Genomic DNA, 22,048 nt, shown 5'->3' with positions numbered 1-22,048 from the left:
TATCTGTTCTACCATACTCCAGCGCAAAAAGGAACCAATTTACACATACTTTCCCGTGGAAAATATGCCCCATCCTACTATGGGTATCCTCCGGATGAGAATTAACTACTCCCGTTGCCTATTAATTCATGTTGCCTTTAAAGCAATTCAATCCATTCGATTTTTTTGGTGCACAGCTTCTCGCCTTGAACTAGGTAGCTTTCCAACCTGGCCATTCCATAAATCATCGGTATCCTTTCCGGCGGACAGAGGCAAGAAAAAACCCCTCTAGCAGATTCAGCAAACAGCTGCTCCTCTAGAGAGGTCTACTCCTTATTGCGAGATACTCACATTCCCGATCACGGCCTTGTTGGTTTGGTTACTTCCAGGGTTGCTGACAGCCAGGCCTATATATACCTGCTGATTCATAGAAATCGTAACTGTACCGATTTTCGTCCATTTCGTACCGTTGGAGGATATCGAACCTGTAAACTTATTGCCGCTTCTGCTTAATTTAAGCCATCGTGGCACCGTTGCATTTGCTGTCTGGTCGCTCATCCCGCCCTGAGTCTGCTGTCTATATTGGAAGGTGGCTCCATTCCCCGGTGTCATCATCATATCGACATGCTTCGCATCACCAGCCAGCGATTCCCGGATCATAATCCCCGCTTTTGCCCATTCGTCCATAGCGCTCATCGATTTGATCTGAACGACCATATCCACATTTCCGCTGATCGGCTGATATATATAATTCAACTGATCGCTATTTCCCCATATATCGGTGGTGCGACTGCTGATTATAAATTGCTGGTTCACGCTATTGTATTGGACATCTCCCGGCATCTGACCAATATTTCTCGCACTCCAGCCTGCCGGCAGAATGGCCGGATAATCCTGCTCTACAGGAGGTGTCCAGCCGGGAGTAGGCCAGGTTGTGCGTTGATTGATCTTGGCCAGTTCGGATTCCGGCCATTTGTTATACGCAAAGAAGGACAAGCGCTTAATACCTGGATAATTATCGCGAATTCCTTTATACACTTCCTGATACTCATCATCGCTCCAGTCATTATCCAGCGTCGCTACGATTTCCACATTCTCGCCGCTAATGCGGTCTGCGGTATCCTTCAGTATCCCGTATTGGTCGCTATAGACCCAATCGCTATTGAAGTCCCAATCATCGAAATAGGCCATCGGAGCGATGAAGTCAATATACTGCTTGAACTTGGATACGTCCTGGCCCACCTCTACAAATTCCGGCGGCAAAATATACACCCCAAGCTGCATATCCGGCTTCGTTGACAACGCAAGGTCCTGGCGAATATCGCCTACATACTGGCCAATCATATCCGTTCTCCACGCGTTCCATTGGTCACGCTTAGGGGAATTCACGGCAAAGTTTATGCTAAGCGGAGAATACCCGAATTGTTGCTGATACTTCTGAATGGTATAATCGCTGACATCCATGTTGTAATCATCGAAGCGGATCCAATCCAACACTACGCCGTCCACATCATAGTTCTCTACCACTTCCTGAATAATAGAACGCTCATACTGCTGTACTTCAGGATGGAGAGGATTGACGAAATACTCGCTTCCATTCGAGCCGGTAAAAGGTGTGGGAACTCCGTTAACCAGCGCCTTCATTTGCCAATTGCTATTCTTGAGGAATGCCTCTTGATCATGAAACTGCGGAATCCAGGCATGAACCTTGATCCCCACGTTATGAGCAGCCGTGATAACTTCCTGAAGAGCATCGAAGGTATTATAGCCTGCGGCAATTGGCGCGATATTACTATGATAGAATACCCGTCCCGAAGGAACTTCATCGTCCTCATCCTGCTTAACATTCATGCTGATGACATCGACCCCGTACTGCTTAGCCATACTTACGAAATTCGTCACATCGGACTTCTTCTTGAACTGGTTGACGGTCCGCACAATAACCTCTGTTTCAAACGGAGTATTCTCCGGTTCAGAAGCTTGAACAGAACCTACAGACGCAATAGAACCGCCCAGCAATGCCAATATCATCGATACACTTATCATCACAGCTAACCTCGATTTCAGCGCAGACTTCATACTCTTGCCTCCATTTCATAGAATAGAATCTGTATGAATTGAACCCATGCTTGCCCAGCCCTGCTTCCTTTAGTTCAACCTCACTACTACCGCGAAAATTATTGACTCATATTGATCTTCTTGACATTTTCCTGCCATCTCTCGGTTCTGAATTGCAGCAGCTTATCCAGGCCGGCTTTGTTCGAATCCTGCTTAGCCGTCTCCAGAACGGACAATACTTCATCATCGGATTTGGCATGAACCATCTTGGCAAAAGATACGGTAAAAATATCACGAATATTTTGCGAGATAATGCCTATGTCTGTATCCGGGATCGGATCTGTATTTACGAATTCGGTAATATCTTTGGAAGTTGCCCAGGTTACCGTAGACTGAGCCACCGTCTCCCATGATCTCTGGTTCTCGGAGAGCGCCGTCTCCAGATTCATCTTCGCCGTATCGATAAACGTCGTATTGCCTGCCCAGTTGAAGTCTTCGAACTTCCTCATCTTCTCCGTACGCTCGTTGGTATCCCCTGTCTTATATCTTTCGTTTGGAATCGGCGCCCCATCGGCATCCTCCTCATCCCAGAACAATCCCTTTGGACCAAAGAACAATACCTTTTGCCCCTCCGGCCCAGTAACCCAGTCATAATAAGCAAATATCGCCTCCGGGTCTTTCGCCTTCGTAGTTATGACGTTCACATTCCAGCCCAAGCTCTCGAAACCGCTTACAAATACATTGTCCTTATCCAGCCCGGCTTTGCGAATAGGCCAGATGATCTCATAACCGCTGTCCGGATTATTCCCAGTCAGAGCACGGTGTCCCTCAGCGCCGTAAGTCGTAATATTGGATTCGATCATTACCGCGACGCGGCCCGTATTTACCTTTTCCTTCACGGCATCCTGGGTTTGCTGCAGCGCATCCTGTGTAATCAGCCGCTCGCGGAACAGCTTGCTGACATACAGCATCAGCTCCTCAAAGGCGGGATCTTCATAAATCGATACCAGCTTGTCGCCTTCAGGATAACCCATCAAGGAGATATTCTTGCTTGTCGAATCCTCCTTGAATCCGCCGTACATGATCTCGAGCCCGGCCCCCTTCTCGCCTACCTCCAGGGGCACGACATTCGGGTATTTATCACGCACCTGCAATAAGTATTGGTATAGATCGTCGAACGTCTCCAAGGCTGGTCTACCCAGCTCATTATAGATGTCCTTGTTCACCATCCAGCCGCCATTGCCGAATGTTCCCGAGGTGTACCAGTTTGGAATTTGATAGATTTTCCCGTCCTCGGAACGCAGCAGGTTAAGCGTTGATTCCTTGACATATTTTTTGAAATTTGGGTACTTTTCATAATAATCATCCAATGCAACCAGCTTCCCGGCCTTCACCAAGCGCTCCACCGCGGCGCCTCGATCCGTAAATATAACGTCCGGCAGATTGCCGCTGACAATCATCGTGTTCAGCTTCTCTTCTGCTGCTCCGCCCGATTGTACAGGCTCCACGGTGACCTTGCGGTTTTCCTTGATCCATTGTGTTGCCTCATTCTCTCCCCAAGGCGCTGTCGTCAGCCAGTCATAATGCCCGTAGAAGCTGAACGTAACCGGCTTAATGCCGCTGCCATCATCAGCTGCCTCATTTACCGGGACGCTGTTGTCCTGTGAAGCCCCGCCAGCGTTATTCGCTCCGCCGCCATTGCTGCATGCCGTAAGGAACACCAGCACTGATGCTAATAGAAGCGAAGCCCACCTCAATCGTTGGTTCATCTTTTTCCCCTTCTTTCTTTGAAATAAATGGAAATTATTCTTTCAACGACCCGATCAATACGCCCTTCACAAAATACTTCTGCAAGAACGGGTAGGTCAGAATAATCGGGATCGTCGCAATCATCATGGTAGCCATCGTTAACGACTTTGTTGTAACCGTCCGATTCCGGTTGATATGATCCAGCGCTATTGCATTTGATGAAGAAATCTCCGTCATAATATTGGAGTTCATAATTTGGCGGAGCAGGGTTTGAATCGGCAGCAGATGATCCTTAGTAATATAGATCGCCCCTGTGAACCAGTCATTCCAGTGACCAACGGCTGTAAATAGTGAAATAGTAGCCAGTACCGGCCCCGAGACGGGGATGACAATCCGGAAGAAGATGCCGTAGTTGCTGCAGCCGTCTATTTTTGCCGATTCCTCCAACCCCTCGGGCAGTGCTGAGAAGAACGTGCGTATCACGATCATGTTATAGATGCTGATGATTCCCGGAATAATAAACACCCACAGTGTATCCAGCATCCCGAGAGAGCGAATTAGCATATAAGTAGGAATCAGACCGCCGCTGAAGAACATCGTCACAATGAAGTAAACCATGTAGTATTTGCGCATTAAGAGCGTCTTCTTGGACATCCCGTAGGCTAGCAGCGCTGTAAAAAATACGGACAGCAGTGTTCCGGACAACGTCCTCAAAATCGTGATCCCGAAGGAATTCAGAAGCCGCTTATCCTGAAACACGATATAATAGTTCTCCAGCGTAAAGGCCCTTGGCCATAAAGTGACACCGCCAAGCGATGTATCGCTCCCCAGATTGAAAGAGATTACAAGCGAGTTCCAGAACGGATAGAGCATCACAACCGCAAGCAGCGTCAATAAAATGTAAATCGTCCGCTGCAGGATTTTATCCCCCAGACTTAGCCTCATATATCGTTCCCCCTTTATGTTTGCAATCTTTACCAGAGACTAACGTCTGCCCGGCGCGCAATCTTGTTGGCGATGACAAGCAGGCCTACGCTAATAACCGCCTTGAACAGGCCCACCGCTGTGGCATAGGAGAATCTTGCATTCAATATCCCGACACGATACACATAAGTATCGATAACATCGGAATAATCGCGCAGAATCGGATTGTTGGCCAGCAGCAGAATATCCTCGAATCCGGCGCTTAAGATGTTGCCAATGGCCAGGATCATGAAGATGATAATGATCGGCGCTATGCTGGGCAGCGTAATTAAATAGATCTGCTTGAATCTGCTCGCGCCATCGATCGAAGCCGCCTCGTATAAGGTCGGGTCAACACCGGCGATAGCGGCGAGGTAGACGATGCTTGCAAAGCCGACTTCTTTCCAGACGTTAACGCTTACAAGAATGGACCAGAAATATTCCGGGATCGCCAGAAAGTTGATCGGATGCTCAATCAGATTAAACCTCTCCAACAAAATATTTACCGTACCGTTATCCACCGATAAGAGGGAGAAGACGAACCCAGACACAATGACCCATGACAAGAAATACGGCAAATAGCTGACCGTCTGAATAAATCTTTTGAAGGCCATATTCCCGACTTCATTCAGCATCAGGGCAAGAATGATCGGTGCCGGGAAAGATACAACCAGCTTCAATAAGCTAATGACAATCGTATTGCGCATCACGTTGAGAAACTCCGGTGCATCGAAGAACATCCGGAAATTCATCAAGCCTACCCAGCGGCTTCCCGAAATTCCCGCGAAGATATCGTACTGCTGAAATGCCATAAGAACGCCGTACATCGGTATATAGCTAAAGATAAATACAAGGATGACGCCAGGTATAACCATCGATTGCAAATCCCATTGCTTCCAGAACTGTTTCCAATAGCTGTTCCGTTGATTTGGCCTAGAAACTGCCTTCATCCGCTTTTCCCCCTCCCTTATTTGCACTATCTAATGGAACAACGGCAGGTACTGCTTGTTCTGCTTCAGCATTTCATCCAGCAGCTGTTCAGCGATACTGACAGTCGGCGCCAACGGATGATGGACCATCGCTTGCAGCGCTATCTGTCGATCTCCATGCACGGCTGCCTCAATCGTCAAGCATTCATATTGCTTCACGGCCGCTAGCAGACCTCGGACAGAAGCCGGAATTTTCCGCAACGGAATAGGCAGAGGGCCTTGCTTGGTAACGATACAATTCACTTCGATTGAAGCGTCCTGCGGCAAGAAGTCGATCGTATTGCCATTCCTCACATTTAATGTTTGGATATCCCGTGAATCATTATGAATCGAGCGCATCAACAGTACTGCGGCCTCTGAATAGTAGGCGCCTCCACGCTGCTCCAGCTGCTTCGGCTTTTCTTTCAGCTCTACATTGCGGTATAACTGGAAGAGTTCCTCCTCCACCTGCTTGACAACTTCGGCGCGAGAACCTGTCGTCCGGGCTGCTTCGAGTTGTTCCTTCAGCAGATCCTCCGTCATGTAATAGTAGCTCAGATAGTAGGATGGAATCGCTTTCAATGAATTAAGAAATCGATGACTCCAGCCGTCAAAAGGAACATTGCTCGCTTTATAGCTCTGCGGATAATCGATCAGCTCCTGCAGCTTGCTCTGTCCGTCAATAACAACATCCGATATCCAGTGCAAATGGTTAATACCTACGAATTCGGCATAAATCCGCTCGGCAGGAAGCTCAAAAAACTCCATCAGCCATTTTTGGAAACCGATCGGCGAATTGCACAATCCAACACTTTTTACAGAGGAATATTTATGAACCGCTTCCGTGACCATTCCGGCCGGATTCGTGAAATTAAGCAGCCAGGCATCCGGCGCAAGCTCCTCGATATCCTTGCAAATATCCAGAATAACCGGGATCGTCCTTAATCCCTTCATCATCCCGCCTGGTCCGGTGGTCTCCTGACCAATTACGTTATATTTCAGGGGTATAAGCTCATCGTGCTTACGCGCCTCCAGCATCCCTACGCGAATTTGCGTACAGACAAAATCTGCTCCAGCGATGGCTTCTCTGCGATTGAGCGTCTCATAGACCTTAATCGGGAGCCCGGATTTTTCAACCATCCGCTTGCTCAGCTCGGTGATAATTCGCAGCTTCTCTCTGCCTTCCTCAATATCGACCAACCATACTTCGCCAACGGGCAGCTCCGCATAATGCTTGATCACCCCTTCGATCAACTCGGGAGTATAAGAGGAGCCGCCTCCAATTACAACCAGCTTCAATGCTTCCTTCATGCTAGACCCTTCTTTCGTTTAACTTTTGAATGGACTGAAGATGAATTCACAATATCACTTTGTTGACGGGACTTTGACCTGGGATAGAACTCTCAGAAGCTCTGAATTCATATGTACACCGCTGCGCTCCATCGCCAGGACTACCGCTCCAACGACAGGTTCCCGATTCAGAATCGTCAGCGTACCTTTTGGCGCTGCCTGCTTCACTTTCTGCTCTATAGCGGATCTAATCAGGCCTAAGCGGTCTCCCTTCGTCAGCAGGCTGCCTGCGAGCACGAGTTGGAAGCTGTCTTCACCCATGTTCAATTGATGAATGGTTGCCACCGCGGCGAGCCCCAGCTCCTTCCCCTGCTTCTCAAGCAGCCTGATCGCCACCTCATCCCCCGCTTCAGCCGCATGGAACAACAGCTCGGCAGTACCGATCGGCAGCTGCTTTGAATAATCCAAATAATCATCTCTAAGCTCTGCCACGCTGGAATAACCGAGGAAGTCCATTAACTTTTCCGATAAAACGGTAGGCTTCTCCCTTCCTTCGTAGGAACGGATCACCGTGCGGAATACCTCAACGCTCAAGTCGTACCCGCCGCCAAAGTCGCCGAACCGATAGCCGAATCCGCCGCATTGAAACGTACCTCCGGCCCGATTCTTGCCTGAGCAGTTCACTCCCGATCCGCAGATCAGCACTACCCCATGGCTTTCCTCCGTTCCTGCCCGCAAAGCAATCCAGGTGTCGCAAGAGATCTCTGTGCGCGGTAGGCCCAAACGGGATACGATCGGTCGCAAGATGCGAAAATCCCCTTCCCGGTCAGCACCTGCCAGACCGAACCAGGCGAATTCAACCTGTTCTTCCCTCAATCCGGCGGCCCCCAACGCCTCCGTCACAGCCAGCTTCAAGCTGAGCTCCGCCTCCCGCCGATCCTTCTGATGATTGCCATTTCCCCCTCTGCCGATGCCGACCACATGACCCCGTTCATCTGCAATTACGGCGTAGGTTTTACTTCCGCCTCCATCTACTCCCAAATAGTATCTCACCGTTTCGTTTCACTCCTAAATGATCGTTATGTCCGCTTCACATATGCCGTGGATTCCCGTACCAGAAGCTGAGGAGCAAGCTTCGTTACAGCGGGTTCCGCCACCTCCCCGTTGATATACTTAAGCAGCAAATCCACGCCGATGCTGCCCATTTGCGCCTCCGGCTGCCTTACCGTCGTCAGTCTAGGGAAAAATTCAGCCACGAATTGCTGATCGTCGAAGCCAACGACCGATATATCATGCGGCACCATAATTCCCTCCTCACGAAGCGCCTGTACCACCCCCAAAGCAATAAAGTCATCCCCGGCGAAAATAGCTGTCGGCAAAGTGTCATCGCGGATCCATTTGCGTGCAATCTCATAACCGCTGCTAACTGTAAAGCCGCTGTATTCAATGGCAAAGGAGGTTAACCCGGCATCAGCCAGAGCCTGGATATAACCTCTTCGCCTCTCCGCCACACTGAGGAATACCGAAGGCCCGCCGATATAGGCAATCCTGGTATGGCCCAATTCGACTAGATGCCTGGTCGCATCGTACCCGCCCTGATAGTTATCCACGAGGACACTGGGAACATCTTCATGTGAGAACTGGTTGTCGAGCAGCACAAACGGAATTTTCTTCCTTTTCAGCTCAGCAACGTATTGCTCTTCCTCAATAGGAGACAGCAAAATAATGCCGTCTACACGGTCCTTCTGAAACAGAAAGTTGTCGCCCTCTCCTTCATTTTCCGCGATGGACAATGCGAGGAAATATCCCTGCTCAGCCAGTCTTCGGTTCACTACGCGAATAACGCGATCATAAAAAGAATCATTGAAATTGTTGATCGACATACCGATAACACCTGTTCTGCCCCGTACCAGGCTTTGTGCCGCTGAGTTAGGCTGATAGTTAAGCTCCTCCATCGCCTTCAGCACCTTCTGTCTATTGGCTTCCCGCACCGATGGCGAGTTGTTAATTACCCGCGATACCGTGACTACGGAGAGGCCGGACTTTTTAGCTACATCGTGAATATTCATCTATACGTTATCTCCTTCATGCTCTGAATTCAGCTTTCAACATGATCTTATTAAATGCTATGGCTCCTCACCATTCACAAAAGTTTAAACCTTTAAACTTTATAGGTACAAAAAAAACCCTATTACCTCTGAATTGATAAATTAATGCCCAGTAATTAGAACAAAACCAAAACAAAGTATAAAGGTTTAAACTTTAGATTGATATTAACACCACTCGACAAATCCGTCAATGGAGAAAGTAATATCTATATTTCCCGATCGATCTACAGACCTGGAGGATATCCCCTAATCAACTAGAGAGTCCCCACCCGTTGAGCATATTCCCGATACCTTATTTTCCATTCCTCTTCCCGCGATTCTAGGGTCTTCTCACCAAGCAATACTTGAATCATATCCAGACATACATGCCAACCAGCCAGATCCTTAGGAGTATGAGCGGTAATCTTGCTTAACTTCTCCACTAGAAGCAAGCGGCAGCCATCTGATTTCGAATACAATTCAAAGCGAACTCGATCAGCTCCCCAAGTATATTCCAAAACAGAACCCGGCTTGAACTCCGTAATTTCAAGCTCTATAAAAGTCCCGTCCCGCATATCGAACCTGATCACTCCACCCACACCAAGCTTGTCCACCTGCAGCTCTGAGAACCATTGCTTTAGCTTCTCATTTTCTGTCAGATAGGACCAGACCTCTGCACTCGAATGACGGAATTGACGAGTGAAGTAAGCGATATAACCACCGTCCTCAACCCTAATATCGGCTAACATAACGTACCTCCTCTTAACTGGATGAAGCATTATTCAAAGTCATATGTCATTCAAAACAGTATCTCCTAAGTCTATCTCCGCCAAACGGTAAATGATTAAGGCGCATGAGCTGATAGAACAGCATCACACGCCTTAAACTGTCAGCGATGTTACACGCCAGTAAGAGAGTTTATTAGCTATCAATTATCTATCTCCAAGGCCCGCTTCAATCTCTGCCTCGGAAGGCTTATCCGTTAGCTTGCAGTTCGACGTCTGCAGCTTGCCATCACGATAGAAGGTAATCTCGAGCGTATCCCCAACCTTCTTCTCGTCGTACAAATACTTGCGAAGTTCCCGGGTCGAAGCGATGGGCTCCTTATCAAGCTGCACAATGACATCGTTAAGCTGCAGCCCCGCTAGTTGAGCCGGACCATGCGCTTCCAGTACGATCACCCCGGATGTAATATTCTGCGGCAGCTTCAACTGTTTGCGCTGCTCAGCATCGATCGGCGCGTAAGGGTTATCCAGATCCAGCGTGTATACTCCGAGATATGGACGTACCACCTTGCCATACTGCATAATGCCGTTCACCGTCTTCATTACATCATTTACCGGAATCGCAAAGCCGAGCCCTTCCACCCCTGTATCGGAAATCTTCATCGTATTAATCCCGATCAGACGGCCCTTCAGATCGACCAATGCCCCGCCGCTGTTGCCCTCATTAATCGCGGCATCCGTTTGAATTACTTTTTGCTCCCAATCGTAAACGCCATCCTGGTTAAGCGATATCGGAATCAGTCGGCTCGTATAACTAATGATCCCTGACGTCAATGTCCCTCCAAGTCCAAGCGGGTTGCCGACGGCAATCACCGTCTCCCCAGCCCGCAGGCTATCGGAATCGCCAAGCTCTATTACCGAGTTAATCCCCTTGCCATCTATACTCAGCACAGCAATATCATTAATGGAATCCTGACCGACAATCTCTGCCTCCCGCGACACCCCGTCGCTGGACACAACCTCCAGATCGTCCGCCCCGCTAATCACATGACTATTCGTAATAATGTAGGCCTTGCCGTCGTCCTGTTTGAAGATCACTCCGGACCCTAATGCAGCATCATCGGGGTTGCTTCTGGAGAACTCATTATGATTCAGTATGCTAACAACGCTGGGGGAAACCTTATCAGCCGCAACGCTAATTCGATTAAACGGATCGGCGCTGACCGTATTGATCAGATCCACAGGATTCCTCGCGGAATTCAGCCCTGTAAATATCACAAATAATAACACAACAAATATTGCACTTAGCAAAGAGGAGATCAATGAGACTTGCCAGGTGGATAAGCCCTTTTTCCTATGCTTCGGCGCCCTCCAGCCTTCCTGCTTTGGTGATCTACGCAAATGCCGCCTAGATATCTTTGTGGAGTAAAAATCATCATCGAACAATCCCATCAAGTCTCCCCCTCCATGACTCTGCCCTGGGTTTATGCCTATTCCTCATCCAGTTCTTCGGCGCTCAACCCATCGGAGTCTTAAGTTCCCCTTCAAACTGTATGCCGGTACAGCAAAGCCATATGACCACACAATTCCCAAATTATCTGACGTCAAAATCGACCTGCAGGTTGCTCTCCTGAACCATTTTTCTTCATCTTTTTTGACGGAATCAGGAATGTTTGTCCACTAACTGGACTACACTATTTTTAGACCATAGTTTTATAGAATAATTACAAAGTCTACTGGACTTTTTAAACGTGCCTCGTTTTATAGTTTCATTCTATCATATCCTGGGCGTTACCGGATGGGACTATAGTATTTTCCATTCAGGGAAATTTCACTAGAAATCGCTTACAAAATGTCTATATCAGCATATGGTCATTATTGCCAATCAAATTTGGTAAAAAATATCTCTAAAGGAGCCATAACGACGATGAATTCCAATTCCCTCTCCCCATTGCATGAAGTGAATATGCTGGCCAAATTGGCCGACATAAAAGAAGAGCATTACCATCAACTGGTAACGCTCAGCACCATTATTGAACTCTTAGTTGAGAAAGGAATCGTCACCCGGGCCGAAATCGAAACAAAGGCGGCCGAGCTAAATTCCTTTATAAGTCCGCCACCGTATCCCATGGCGTAGGCCGATCAAAATAAGTATCGCATAACTTGAATTCGCTGTCCTTATAGAAGCATCCACGATCCTCCATGGCGCCTCTTACCGACATTCTGGCCAGATCCGGTATATTATGTTCACGGCTCAGATGGGCAAGATAGATCCGCTTGATTCGTCCGCTTAGAATCTCGCTCATTAACTCGCCGGTCGCTTCATTCGACAGATGGCCCATATCGCCGAGAATACGCCGCTTGATATTCCAAGGATAGCGTCCCATGCGCAGCATTTCGATATCATGATTCGCTTCCAGCACGATGACATCGGAATCAGCAATCGACATCTTTACTTTGTCGCTGGCATAGCCTAGATCCGTGCACACGCTCAACTTCTGCTTGCCGTCATAGAAGCAATAGGCCACAGGCTCGGCGGCGTCATGCGAGATGCCAAAAGATTCTACCCGCAGCGAACCGAAATCCCGGGTCTCCCCTGTCCCAAGGATCCGCCGATTCTCTTCGGCGATCTTCCCGACGGCCTTCTCCATCGCCTCCCAAGTCTTCTCATTGGCATAGATAGGGAGATTATATTTTCTTGCAACCGCGCCTAGTCCTTTAATATGATCCGAATGCTCATGCGTCACCAGAATGCCCTGAATCTCTTCCCCAGAGACCCCGCGTTCTAGCAGCAGCTCATCAATACGCTTCGCACTAAATCCGGCATCGATCATCAATGTCGTCTCCCCATTAGCGACCAGTGTCGCATTTCCCGTTGATCCGCTGGATAATACTGAAAATCGTAGCCCCATTTCCCCATTACTCCTTCGCTTTCTCTGTATTCGGACTGATGACGTCCCCGCTGATTCCCTGCACGTAATACTCCTTGCCGCTCTCCAGAATAAACCGCCAAGCCGGCGATGCAGGAAGATGGGCATCCGAATTAAATACCTCGCCATAATAACCAAGCTCAATCTCTGTAACAACCGCTCCATCCGGCAGGAAGTTCTCAATCAGATTGCCAAGAGCTTTGGATGCGGACAATACGCGCTGTTCCTTCTCCTCGACCGGATCGCTGACCTCAATCTTTGGCTGCCTGTACGAGATAATCTTTTGATCGCTGTAATAGAGGGTCAGATTAATCTTGAACAACGGCCACTTGCCACCTACCAGAGGATGCAGTATGAACTCTCCGGCCCGACTGGCCGCTTCATCATACCAATAGTCGCCGATATCAGGGATACTTCCCTTCAAGGCGTTAACCAATTCCTTGCTCGTAAAGATGAGCTTGCTGTCGACAGGCGTCTCCAGATCGATCATCCGTTCGTTCTGATCCCCGTCTACAAAGCGATAAGAGATTTTCGACAGCGCTGGCGTGTCTCCCGGAATTTTCGCCAGAATCTTGATTCCCTTCTCATCCATCGTCTTCTGAATATTGCTCTCCAGAGAGGTGAAGTCCAGATTGGAATCCGCCTGCTCCTGCAGATCATTCCATAGCTGATAACCCAGTACCAGATTCAGCAGCAAAAAAGCATAGATCAACACATTCTTGGCACGGCTCCAATCCATCCCTCAGCCTCCTTTCCAATCTCGCCTTGCTTGAGATCTAGTTCAAAAAACTATTTTAACGGCCTCTCCCGCCCTAAGGCAAAATCCGAGTAGCCCCATTCTGCAGCTCGGCTACCCACATCGGCGTCAGCTTTAGCCCTTCCTCGCCAAGCGATGGAAGATAAGCAGGATACAGGCGTTTGATGACGGACTCCTGACTCAACAATTCAAGCTTCTTCCGCAGCTTCTCTCCACCAGCAAGCTGTACAACCTTCTTATCCGAGCCATCCCCGATCGAGTAGATCAGCGAGCGTTCATAGCCTGTAATCGTCCCTTGGCGAAGCTCAAGCGAGATCATGCCGTAATGGAAAGTCGATTGATCAATAATCGGAAACGCTCCATATTGCCCGGAACCGTAATATTGCTGGAAGACAACCGTTTGCGACTCCGCGCCAGCCCCTTCGTTCTGGTCCAGCCGATATTTTCCGTTCCAGCCTCCATGCTGATTGACAAAATCGATAGCAGACAGCACATTACGTCCCGGACTGCTCTCACCAGCTACCGCTGCCGCCGCAGGATCCGTGTAATTGATCCAATTGCGGCCTTGACGCACCTGCAGGCTTCGCCTTCCATCTGTATAAATCTCCGATCCATCCTTCTCCCGGATGTAACGGGTAATACTTGGATCAAAGAACATGCTCTGCATTTGCTCTGTAGAGAACAATCCGGTAAGCAGTGTCGTCTCGACCATTTCTATCGGCTGTTCCGGAATATAGTACCCGTTCTCCATCGTGTAAGAGACCCAATCCTTGCCGAAATCAGACTGCTGCTTCACGTCCTGCACCGTTAAGTCAGCCTTGGTCGCTTCATAGACTACATCTCCCCGTGAACTGAAGAAGAAGACTCTGACCTGGTCCTCTGTCTCGGTGCTAAAGATCAAGAGCCGGCTAATGCTCTCTCCTTCAAACAGCGGATCCTTGGCGATCTGCATCACCTTCTGCAGAAGCTCCACCGGAACCCCTTTGCCGAACTCCAGTTCAAGCCCGATCTGATCGCCGCGGATTTCCGACCAGTTGATGTTCTGTACAGGATAACGCTGGAACCCGTCGAACTGTCTGCCTTTTAACCGGGAGTAGATCAGATTATAAAAGGTTGATTCCGGGTAAAAGACCGTATGGCGGTTATTTCCCAAATGAACGGTTATCTGCGAAGGGTAAAGTAGTTCGTCTGCCTCCAATTCCGTTCCCATATTCTCGGTCTTCACGTAATTATTCACCGTCTTTACAACCGGATCGTTGCCCGGCAGGCGATAAATTAAGAAATAACTTTGGACCAGACTGCAAATGACAAGCAGAACAAGCGCCGTTGATTTTATTTTCTCCCTCATGGCATCCTGCCCCCTTGCTCCTGCTGTGGCAGTGTGAAAGTAACCTTGGTTCCTTTACCCAGCTCTGATTGCAGCCAGATCGTTCCGCCATGCGCCTTAACGATTTCCCGGGCAATGGATAGGCCGAGGCCTGTACCGCCCATATTTCTTGAACGGGCCTTGTCCACCCGATAGAAGCGTTCGAAAATCCGCTCTTGATCCTTCTTCGGAATCCCCATCCCGTTATCCTCGACCGAGATGGCCAGCATTCCATCATGCATATCCCTGGCTTCAAGAGTGAGCGACCCGCCCTCCGGTGTATACTTCAGCGCATTAGAGATCAGATTGTCCAATACCTGGTCAATCTGGTCACGGTCAATCCAGACGGTACCTACGCTGTTGTCTACCCCCAAGCTCGGATTAATGCCTTTCTCTTGCATCTGGAACGAGAAGCGGTCAGCAACCTCCTCCAGCATATCTATCACATTCGTTGGGCGTTTGCGCAGCTCAGCCTCCTTCGAATCAAGCCGCGATAAATGCAGCAAGTCCGTAACCAGACGGATCATCCTTTCCGTCTGGTTCTGGATAACCGAGGCGAACTTCGGCCCAAGCTCCGCATCCTGCATAGCGCCATCCTCCAGCGCTTCCGTATAACTCTTAATCGTCGTTAGCGGTGTACGCAGCTCATGAGATACGTTGGCTACAAATTCTCGACGCGATGCCTCCAGCTTCTCTTGTTCGGTCACATCCTGCAGTACAGCAATCGTGCCAACGATCCCGATTTCGCGGCGATGAATCGGTGTAAAGGTGACACGGATCATGAACTCATCGCCTTCGGAAGTCTCATTCTCCAACAAAGTAGAATGCATCGTCCCCTGAGCGTAAATCACCTGCTCCTCCTCGGTAAGCTGAAGCAGCTCCATAATATCCATATTGCCTGCCAGCTCTTCCTCGACATTAAGCATCTCGCTAGCCCGTCTGTTCATAAGAATTACCCTATTGTTCTCATCCGTAGCGATGACACCATCGCTCATATTCGTCAGAATCGATGCCAGCTTCTCCTTCTCCTCTTCGTTCTGTGCGAGTGCATCGCTCAGCCGGCTCGTCATATAATTAAAAGCCTTGCTGAGCTGGCCGATCTCATCGTTGCCGAACTCCGGCATCTTCTGATGGAACCGCCCCTCCGCCACAGCCGTCGCCCGCTGTGTCAATTCCTTGATCGGCGCAGTGATCGTATGAGCGAGAATCACACCGAGTACGGCCGTCAGCCCCAGTGCCAACAGTATTCCCGATATAAAAATATTGTTAATCCGCTCCATTGTCGCATATAGTTCACTCATTGAGGCGGCGATATAGATCGCCCCAACAATCTTGCCTTCGCTAACTACCGGCTTGGCCACGACCTTCTTACGGATATTGTCATCGTCGATAATATACTCCTCGTTATCGCGAATCCCCTGCAGGGCACGGCTGACTACCGTCTGCGTATTCTTTGTACCGACATAATCGGCATGCGACGGCTTGGAGGTCGTCAACACTTTGCCGCTGGCATCCAACACCTGAATCTCCGCTCCATTGATCGTAAACAGATTATTGACCAGTACACGCAAGTTCTCCATCGATTCTTCCTGCGACTCCCCAACCACGCCCAAATTCTGTGCCGCCAGCACGGAGAGCAGCTCCGCCCGCTCCTGCAATTCTTTTGTGAAATTGCTGGTTAACGAGGTCTTCATCGCGCTCACAAAATAAACCCCGATCAATTGCATGGCAATCAAGATCAGCAGTACATAAATAATGATCAGCTTCACTTGGAGCGTACGGAAGAAAGCGGGCAACCGCATCTAAAAACCACCCACCTTGGAACTACGCATCATATATCCCAGACCACGCCGCGTCAGTATATATTCCGGCTTGCTCGGATCATTCTCGATCTTCTCCCGCAGCCGGCGGATCGTTACGTCCACGGTCCGTACATCGCCGAAGTATTCATATCCCCATACCGCTTGCAGCAGATGCTCACGGGTCATCACTTTCCCCGTATTCCTCACCAAATAGTAGAGCAGCTCAAACTCCCGATGTGTCAGATCAAGCGGCTCCCCATTCTTGTATACCGTATACATATTCGTATCAATAAACAGCTCGAACAAGCTGATTCCCTGCCGTTCCTCCGGCTCCTCCAACGCAGCTGGCTTCTGCTGTCGGCGCATTTGCACCTTCACCCGGGCCAACAGTTCCCGCGTACTGAAGGGCTTGGTCACATAATCATCCGCGCCAAGCTCAAGGCCCAGTACTTTGTCAATTTCTCCGTCCTTGGCGGTCAGCATAATAATCGGAGTCTCCAGCTTGGATCGAACCTCCTTGCAGACATCCATGCCGTCCTTGCCAGGCAGCATCAGGTCAAGCAGAATCAGATCGGGTTGCTCAGAGAACGCAAGCTCAACCGCGGCGATACCATCGAAAGCGAGTATAACCTCGTATCCCTCTTTCTCCAGATTAAATTTAAGAATGTCCGCAATTGGCTGTTCGTCATCAACTACGAGTATTTTCCCTTGCATCGCTTTATTCACCCCATACCTTCAGGCTTGACCAATCTCTTACTATCTTACCATATCAGACAATCCTCTTCATAACCTATAGATATTTCTTATCCGTATTTGAGCATAAAAAAGGACCCGGTCGTTATCGGCCAGGTCCTTCGCCAAATTGATGATATAACTTGTAATGATTGCGATATTATAGGTATTTCAACGGATTTTGCAAGCCGCCGTTCTTATGGATTTCAAAGTGAAGATGGGTCCCTGTGGATCTTCCTGTATTGCCCATGACGCCAATCTTTGAGCCTTTCTCAACAACTTGTCCCTTCTTGACGCTGATCTTGCTCAAATGACCGTACAACGTCTCATATCCATTCTTGTGATCGACGATAATGCAATTGCCATATCCCGATTTCTGACCGGCAAAGGTGATCACACCATCGTCGGCAGCCATAATGGTCTTGTTGCTGGATACAAGGTCAACGCCCTTATGCGTCTTGCCCCAGCGTTTACCGAAGCTGCTGGTTAAGCGGGCTCCCGATACCGGCCAAGCGAAATCGCCAGATCCCTCGCCAAGAACCACCTTTGTACCTTTCAGAACAATTTTCGGCGAAGACTGCTTCGTTACCGTCTGACCAAGCCACTCCTCAGCAATCACTTCACCGTTCTCTTTGGTAATCCGGTATTCAACCGTCTTAAGACCACTGGAACCCTCGGCAATTATCTTAGATTCTCCAGAACGCATGCTGTCACTCTTGCGAATCTCAACCTGCGGCTCGGTCGTTATCTCCTCAGATACCCGTTCTACCGTACGAACTGTAAGCGACGGCTGAACTGCCTTAATGCTCAGTACTTCACCGATTTGCATAGTGAACTCTTTGATTTCCGGATTGTTCACCTTCAATTCGTGCTGGGTGATTGCAAATTTCTTAGCGATTGAGGAGATCGTATCACCTTCCCGAACCTCATATGTAATCGCCGACTCTTCTCCCTGCAGAATTCGCTCAACCGCCTCATTTACATTCATGACCTTGTTCGGATCCGTCTTGGTAGCAACCTTGGCGACATCCTCCTTGATCTTCACCGATTCGATCGTAGTTCCATGCTTATCTTCGACGGCTGCTGTTGTCTGCTGAATACCGCCTGTTCTCTTTACCTTTGCAGCGAAGCCTTGCGCCGTCTTCGTCTGTGGAGCGAACTTGCCTTGCAGCGTACTCAGTACCTCATCCGCCGTAGCCTGATCCTTCACAATCCCGATCAATTTGCCGTCGACTCTTAGCTCAACTCCCTGGGCATAACCCTTAAGCATACCGCCCAGCTTCGCCAGCGTCTGTTCCGAATCGACCTCCGCCTTATATGATTTCTCCATCACCGTAGTGATGCCATCTGTATATAATCCCATTTGTGCCTGGGGATATTTCTGATTTAATTCTTGCTCCTTCTGCTGGTACAGAGCCTGTAATTGCCCTTCATTCGAAATCATACCAATCTCTTGCCCGTTCACATACACCCGGTAATAAGGCACCATATTCGCTTCAACGTATTGTTGACCTGCAAAGTAGACAGTACCCGCAAGTACGATAGCAGCAATCGCGCTAGCCACAATTACACGGGTCTTACGACGGCGGCCTGTGGCTGCCGGAACGGCCTCGTGGTGCTCGGATATCTCTTGATTGTTTTCCGGGCGACTGCCCATGGATGCAATCTCAGATTTCTTGCGCCATAGCTGCCACCGATTTCCCCTGAAACCTCTCATACTGATCTCCTTTTCCATATCGACTATATACGACAACAAATTAAATAGTTTCAAAATCTTAACCTTTTACAACTAGTTAATACTTTATCATAGCCAGGTAAGGGATTTCAACTCTAGGTAAACATAAGAAAAACCCGCGCCACAAGCGGGTTTGCTAACTATTTCATGTAATTGGCTGTCCTAGTATATAATTTACATTTATGTGAATATTGCCTGCAATGCTGAGAATAAAACCTGAAATGCACATGTTCAAAAGGTCGGTTTTTCAGCACTGAGAAGGTTGAATGAAGCTAGAACTCACTTTTTTAATATATTCATCATTTTAGTATACTCCGTCTTATCCAAATATTTAGACAAAACCTGCTCAATTTCTATCATTTCCGTCTCTGTTAATCCATCCTCCATCGCCTCGGTCAGCTTCTGCATCTCCTCCTGAGGCAGCTTGGTCATGAGAATCTTGAACACTTCCTCCTTCTCCTGATCAGGCAGCTGATCCTTCCTTGCGATTAGATCATCTGGGGTAACCAGCACATCTCCCTGCTGTCCTGATTGAGAGGATATGCCCCCCATCGCTGCAACCGAATCCTCAGGCGTTTGGCCATTCTCTTGTTCGGCTCCTGTCGGCTTGTCAGCTTCTCCTGCTTTTCCTTCAACAGTCTTGTCAGAGCCCTCCTGATTCGTAGCGGAGTCATCACCAGCCCCCGAGCCAGTATCGCTCCCCGTTCCAGGGAGAGTTCCTAATCCGCCTGCATCCGCTGTTTGATCCGGCATCTCCTTCTCCGTTCCCGATTTATCTGCCACCTTATTCCCGGCTTTGCCTCCAAACCCGAGCATGCCTTTGAACATCCCCCCCAAAGTTGGAGCTTCTTCAGCAATCGGTATATTATAACTGCCTAGCAATGACTGAATATACGAATTCACTACATAGCCTGTCGTCATTACCGTAAGCAAGCTAACGACAATAGCTGTAACAGACAGCTTAAGCAGCCGCCACATCCACTTCATTCGATTTCCTCCTTCTGGTCAGCCTATCGATCTATGTATCTTCCGGCATTCTATCAACAGTATGGACGGCAGAGTTGGAATTCAACCTCTATTTTTCAACAAAATATACTTATGGAGGTTGTTCAAAAGTCCACTTTTAATAAGAAAACCCGATTGAAGTTAATCCAAGGGAGAGCGACCGCGACCTGATGGCAGGTTTTCTTGCGATATAGAATTTCATCAGCCCTGCTGACAACTTGGAAATTCTATATCTAACACGAAGTAAATCGGAAGACTACTCGTCATCGATTTTTGAGTTCATCCTAAGCAGATGCCTACGAAGCGATGTTCCCTCCGGAAGGATACGCCCACCTCCACTTAGGTTTGCCCGTATACAGCAAAAAGCCGCTACAAGAGCGGCTGATCCTCTCTTAAAGCGGCTTTTCTATTCTTCGTACGCTTTGAACTTGAATTATTCGTAAATTGGCAATACTTGATTCGTCTGGCTGCGATTGCGGCCAACCGAGAAGATAGCAATCGGAATTCCGGTCAGCTCAGACACGCGCTGCACATAATTGCGGGCGTTCACAGGCAGATCCTCAAGGGTCTTCGCAGCGGAAATATCCTCGGACCAGCCTGGCAGCTCTTCATAGATGGCTTCACACTCTGCCAGCATCTTCAAGCTAGCCGGATAATGCGTGATAATCTCTCCACGGTACTTGTAGCCCGTGCAGATCTTGACCGTCTTCAGTCCGGTCAATACATCGATTGAGTTCAGCGACAACCCCGTCAGCCCGCTTACGCGGCGCGCATGGCGTACAACCACACTATCGAACCAACCAACACGGCGTGGACGGCCGGTAACCGTACCATACTCATGTCCTGTCTCGCGAATAGTATCGCCAACTTCATCATTTAACTCTGTTGGGAACGGCCCATCCCCTACTCGTGTCGTATAAGATTTAGCAACACCGATAACTTGGTCAATTCGCGAAGGACCTACGCCAGAACCGATGCAGACCCCCCCGGCGGACGGGTTGGAGGAAGTAACGAACGGATAAGTACCTTGGTCGATGTCGAGCATAACGCCCTGTGCCCCTTCAAACAGTACTTTCCGCTTCGCGTCAATCGCATCGTTTAGCACGACGGAAGTATCGGTCACATAAGGACGAATTACTTCGGCATACTCCAAATATTGCTTCAACACCTCTTCGACATCAAGCGGCTCTGCCCCGTAGACCTGCTGAATCACCTGATTTTTCTCCTTCATCAATTGACGAAGCTTCATTTCAAACTCTTCGGGATCCATCAAATCCGCAATCCGAATCCCGTTCCGCGCCGCTTTGTCCATATAAGCCGGGCCGATCCCCTTGCGAGTTGTACCGATCTTATTGGGTCCTTTGCGGTCCTCTTCAAGCGCATCAAGCAGCATATGATATGGCATGATGACATGAGCACGGTCACTGATGACCAGATTTTTCGTGCTGAAGCCATTCTCATGGATATAATTGATTTCTTCAAGCAAGGCAGCCGGGTTAACAACCATCCCGTTGCCGATAACACATTTCTTATCTTCATAGAAGACACCTGACGGAATCAGGCTGAGTTTGTACTTCTTATCGTCAATCAGGATCGTGTGACCGGCATTGTTGCCGCCTTGATAACGGGCCACCACATCTGCGCTTTCCGCCAGAAAATCCGTGATTTTACCTTTGCCTTCGTCTCCCCATTGGGTCCCTACAACGACTACCGTTGACATGTACATTCCCCCGCCTGGTGCTGAACTCGCACCTTTTTATTAAAAATGATGAGTGGAGCGCTGATAACCTGCTCGCCCCAGCCTCTAAGGCTTCCTACTGAACAACCACAAAAAGCGCTGCTTCTGAGCAGCAATACAAGTTTACCAGCCTCATTTTTCAAAGTCAAATAAAAAACGAACAA

At 48.9% G+C, this 22,048-nt stretch carries 18 protein-coding genes; 1 reads left to right on the top strand and 17 read right to left on the bottom strand.

The window, feature by feature from the left end; translation table 11 throughout:
• Window positions 1-312: 312 nt before the first annotated feature.
• The 9 genes from BN1360_RS04230 to BN1360_RS04190 all read right to left on the bottom strand — a co-directional run bounded on the left by BN1360_RS04230 (window position 313) and on the right by BN1360_RS04190 (window position 11,271).
• Window positions 313-2,058, bottom strand: coding sequence for a family 10 glycosylhydrolase (locus BN1360_RS04230; protein WP_068778651.1), 1,746 nt, complete (start codon window positions 2,056-2,058; stop codon window positions 313-315).
• A gap of 98 nt (window positions 2,059-2,156) precedes the next feature.
• On the bottom strand, window positions 2,157-3,806 hold the full coding sequence (locus tag BN1360_RS04225; RefSeq protein WP_068778650.1) for an extracellular solute-binding protein: 1,650 nt from the start codon (window positions 3,804-3,806) through the stop codon (window positions 2,157-2,159).
• Between the two features lie 34 nt (window positions 3,807-3,840).
• On the bottom strand, window positions 3,841-4,731 hold the full coding sequence (locus BN1360_RS04220) for a carbohydrate ABC transporter permease (RefSeq protein ID WP_068778649.1): 891 nt from the start codon (window positions 4,729-4,731) through the stop codon (window positions 3,841-3,843).
• Window positions 4,732-4,760: 29 nt separating this feature from the next.
• Window positions 4,761-5,699 carry an ABC transporter permease gene (locus BN1360_RS04215; protein ID WP_068778648.1) on the bottom strand — a complete coding sequence of 313 codons (939 nt, stop codon included), beginning with the start codon at window positions 5,697-5,699 and terminating at the stop codon, window positions 4,761-4,763.
• A 30-nt stretch (window positions 5,700-5,729) separates the two neighbouring features.
• The gene (locus tag BN1360_RS04210; RefSeq protein ID WP_068778647.1) at window positions 5,730-7,028 is read right to left on the bottom strand and encodes a 6-phospho-beta-glucosidase; all 1,299 of its coding nucleotides are present in this window, start codon (window positions 7,026-7,028) and stop codon (window positions 5,730-5,732) included.
• Between the two features lie 54 nt (window positions 7,029-7,082).
• Window positions 7,083-8,060: an N-acetylglucosamine kinase gene (locus BN1360_RS04205; protein WP_068778646.1), complete on the bottom strand. Its 978-nt coding sequence runs from the start codon at window positions 8,058-8,060 to the stop codon at window positions 7,083-7,085.
• A 26-nt stretch (window positions 8,061-8,086) separates the two neighbouring features.
• On the bottom strand, window positions 8,087-9,076 hold the full coding sequence (locus tag BN1360_RS04200) for a LacI family DNA-binding transcriptional regulator (RefSeq protein ID WP_068778645.1): 990 nt from the start codon (window positions 9,074-9,076) through the stop codon (window positions 8,087-8,089).
• A 293-nt stretch (window positions 9,077-9,369) separates the two neighbouring features.
• Window positions 9,370-9,843 (bottom strand): SRPBCC family protein, encoded by a 474-nt coding sequence (locus BN1360_RS04195; protein WP_068778644.1) that lies wholly within the window; start codon window positions 9,841-9,843, stop codon window positions 9,370-9,372.
• A 183-nt stretch (window positions 9,844-10,026) separates the two neighbouring features.
• Window positions 10,027-11,271 carry a S1C family serine protease gene (locus tag BN1360_RS04190; RefSeq protein ID WP_068778643.1) on the bottom strand — a complete coding sequence of 415 codons (1,245 nt, stop codon included), beginning with the start codon at window positions 11,269-11,271 and terminating at the stop codon, window positions 10,027-10,029.
• 475 nt (window positions 11,272-11,746) lie between these two features.
• Here BN1360_RS04190 and BN1360_RS04185 point away from each other — a divergent pair, with 475 nt between their 5' ends.
• Window positions 11,747-11,956 (top strand): hypothetical protein, encoded by a 210-nt coding sequence (locus tag BN1360_RS04185; protein WP_068778642.1) that lies wholly within the window; start codon window positions 11,747-11,749, stop codon window positions 11,954-11,956.
• Here BN1360_RS04185 and BN1360_RS04180 read toward each other — a convergent pair.
• The 8 genes from BN1360_RS04180 to BN1360_RS04145 form a co-directional block, all read right to left on the bottom strand.
• A complete protein-coding gene (locus BN1360_RS04180; RefSeq protein ID WP_068778641.1) occupies window positions 11,925-12,731 on the bottom strand; it encodes an MBL fold metallo-hydrolase in 807 nt (268 codons plus the stop codon). The two genes, BN1360_RS04185 and BN1360_RS04180, sit on opposite strands and share 32 nt — an antisense overlap.
• Window positions 12,732-12,738: 7 nt before the next feature.
• Window positions 12,739-13,488 (bottom strand): two-component system regulatory protein YycI, encoded by a 750-nt coding sequence (gene yycI, locus BN1360_RS04175; RefSeq protein ID WP_068778640.1) that lies wholly within the window; start codon window positions 13,486-13,488, stop codon window positions 12,739-12,741.
• A gap of 73 nt (window positions 13,489-13,561) precedes the next feature.
• The gene (locus tag BN1360_RS04170; protein WP_068778639.1) at window positions 13,562-14,854 is read right to left on the bottom strand and encodes a YycH family regulatory protein; all 1,293 of its coding nucleotides are present in this window, start codon (window positions 14,852-14,854) and stop codon (window positions 13,562-13,564) included.
• The gene (walK, locus tag BN1360_RS04165) at window positions 14,851-16,674 is read right to left on the bottom strand and encodes a cell wall metabolism sensor histidine kinase WalK (protein ID WP_068778638.1); all 1,824 of its coding nucleotides are present in this window, start codon (window positions 16,672-16,674) and stop codon (window positions 14,851-14,853) included. The genes BN1360_RS04170 and walK overlap by 4 nt, the downstream gene beginning before the upstream one ends.
• Complete coding sequence (yycF, locus tag BN1360_RS04160) at window positions 16,675-17,388, bottom strand: response regulator YycF (RefSeq protein WP_068778637.1); 714 nt, start codon at window positions 17,386-17,388, stop codon at window positions 16,675-16,677.
• 178 nt (window positions 17,389-17,566) lie between these two features.
• The gene (locus BN1360_RS04155; protein WP_068778636.1) at window positions 17,567-19,123 is read right to left on the bottom strand and encodes a M23 family metallopeptidase; all 1,557 of its coding nucleotides are present in this window, start codon (window positions 19,121-19,123) and stop codon (window positions 17,567-17,569) included.
• 297 nt (window positions 19,124-19,420) lie between these two features.
• Window positions 19,421-20,128, bottom strand: coding sequence for a hypothetical protein (locus BN1360_RS04150; RefSeq protein ID WP_068778635.1), 708 nt, complete (start codon window positions 20,126-20,128; stop codon window positions 19,421-19,423).
• A 451-nt stretch (window positions 20,129-20,579) separates the two neighbouring features.
• A complete protein-coding gene (locus tag BN1360_RS04145; protein ID WP_068778634.1) occupies window positions 20,580-21,866 on the bottom strand; it encodes an adenylosuccinate synthase in 1,287 nt (428 codons plus the stop codon).
• Window positions 21,867-22,048 lie beyond the last annotated feature (182 nt).

Origin of the sequence: Paenibacillus sp. GM2 (genome assembly GCF_900069005.2) — a bacterium.
Taxonomy (GTDB): Bacteria; Bacillota; Bacilli; order Paenibacillales; family Paenibacillaceae; genus Fontibacillus.
Note: the sequence above shows the minus strand (reverse complement) of the source record. Positions and strands in the feature narration are given on the sequence as shown.

What these genes read in the sequence shown, in the direction of transcription:
- BN1360_RS04230 (WP_068778651.1), bottom strand. Translation starts at nt 2,058, where the DNA reads ATGAAGTCTGCGCTGAAATCGAGGTTAGCTGTGATGATAAGTGTATCG.
- BN1360_RS04200 (WP_068778645.1), bottom strand. Translation starts at nt 9,076, where the DNA reads ATGAATATTCACGATGTAGCTAAAAAGTCCGGCCTCTCCGTAGTCACG.
- walK (WP_068778638.1), bottom strand. Translation starts at nt 16,674, where the DNA reads ATGCGGTTGCCCGCTTTCTTCCGTACGCTCCAAGTGAAGCTGATCATT.
- BN1360_RS04170 (WP_068778639.1), bottom strand. Translation starts at nt 14,854, where the DNA reads ATGAGGGAGAAAATAAAATCAACGGCGCTTGTTCTGCTTGTCATTTGC.
- BN1360_RS04145 (WP_068778634.1), bottom strand. Translation starts at nt 21,866, where the DNA reads ATGTCAACGGTAGTCGTTGTAGGGACCCAATGGGGAGACGAAGGCAAA.
- BN1360_RS04150 (WP_068778635.1), bottom strand. Translation starts at nt 20,128, where the DNA reads ATGAAGTGGATGTGGCGGCTGCTTAAGCTGTCTGTTACAGCTATTGTC.
- BN1360_RS04155 (WP_068778636.1), bottom strand. Translation starts at nt 19,123, where the DNA reads ATGAGAGGTTTCAGGGGAAATCGGTGGCAGCTATGGCGCAAGAAATCT.
- BN1360_RS04180 (WP_068778641.1), bottom strand. Translation starts at nt 12,731, where the DNA reads ATGGGGCTACGATTTTCAGTATTATCCAGCGGATCAACGGGAAATGCG.
- BN1360_RS04225 (WP_068778650.1), bottom strand. Translation starts at nt 3,806, where the DNA reads ATGAACCAACGATTGAGGTGGGCTTCGCTTCTATTAGCATCAGTGCTG.
- BN1360_RS04210 (WP_068778647.1), bottom strand. Translation starts at nt 7,028, where the DNA reads ATGAAGGAAGCATTGAAGCTGGTTGTAATTGGAGGCGGCTCCTCTTAT.
- yycI (WP_068778640.1), bottom strand. Translation starts at nt 13,488, where the DNA reads ATGGATTGGAGCCGTGCCAAGAATGTGTTGATCTATGCTTTTTTGCTG.
- BN1360_RS04195 (WP_068778644.1), bottom strand. Translation starts at nt 9,843, where the DNA reads ATGTTAGCCGATATTAGGGTTGAGGACGGTGGTTATATCGCTTACTTC.
- BN1360_RS04215 (WP_068778648.1), bottom strand. Translation starts at nt 5,699, where the DNA reads ATGAAGGCAGTTTCTAGGCCAAATCAACGGAACAGCTATTGGAAACAG.
- yycF (WP_068778637.1), bottom strand. Translation starts at nt 17,388, where the DNA reads ATGCAAGGGAAAATACTCGTAGTTGATGACGAACAGCCAATTGCGGAC.
- BN1360_RS04190 (WP_068778643.1), bottom strand. Translation starts at nt 11,271, where the DNA reads ATGGGATTGTTCGATGATGATTTTTACTCCACAAAGATATCTAGGCGG.
- BN1360_RS04185 (WP_068778642.1), top strand. Translation starts at nt 11,747, where the DNA reads ATGAATTCCAATTCCCTCTCCCCATTGCATGAAGTGAATATGCTGGCC.
- BN1360_RS04220 (WP_068778649.1), bottom strand. Translation starts at nt 4,731, where the DNA reads ATGAGGCTAAGTCTGGGGGATAAAATCCTGCAGCGGACGATTTACATT.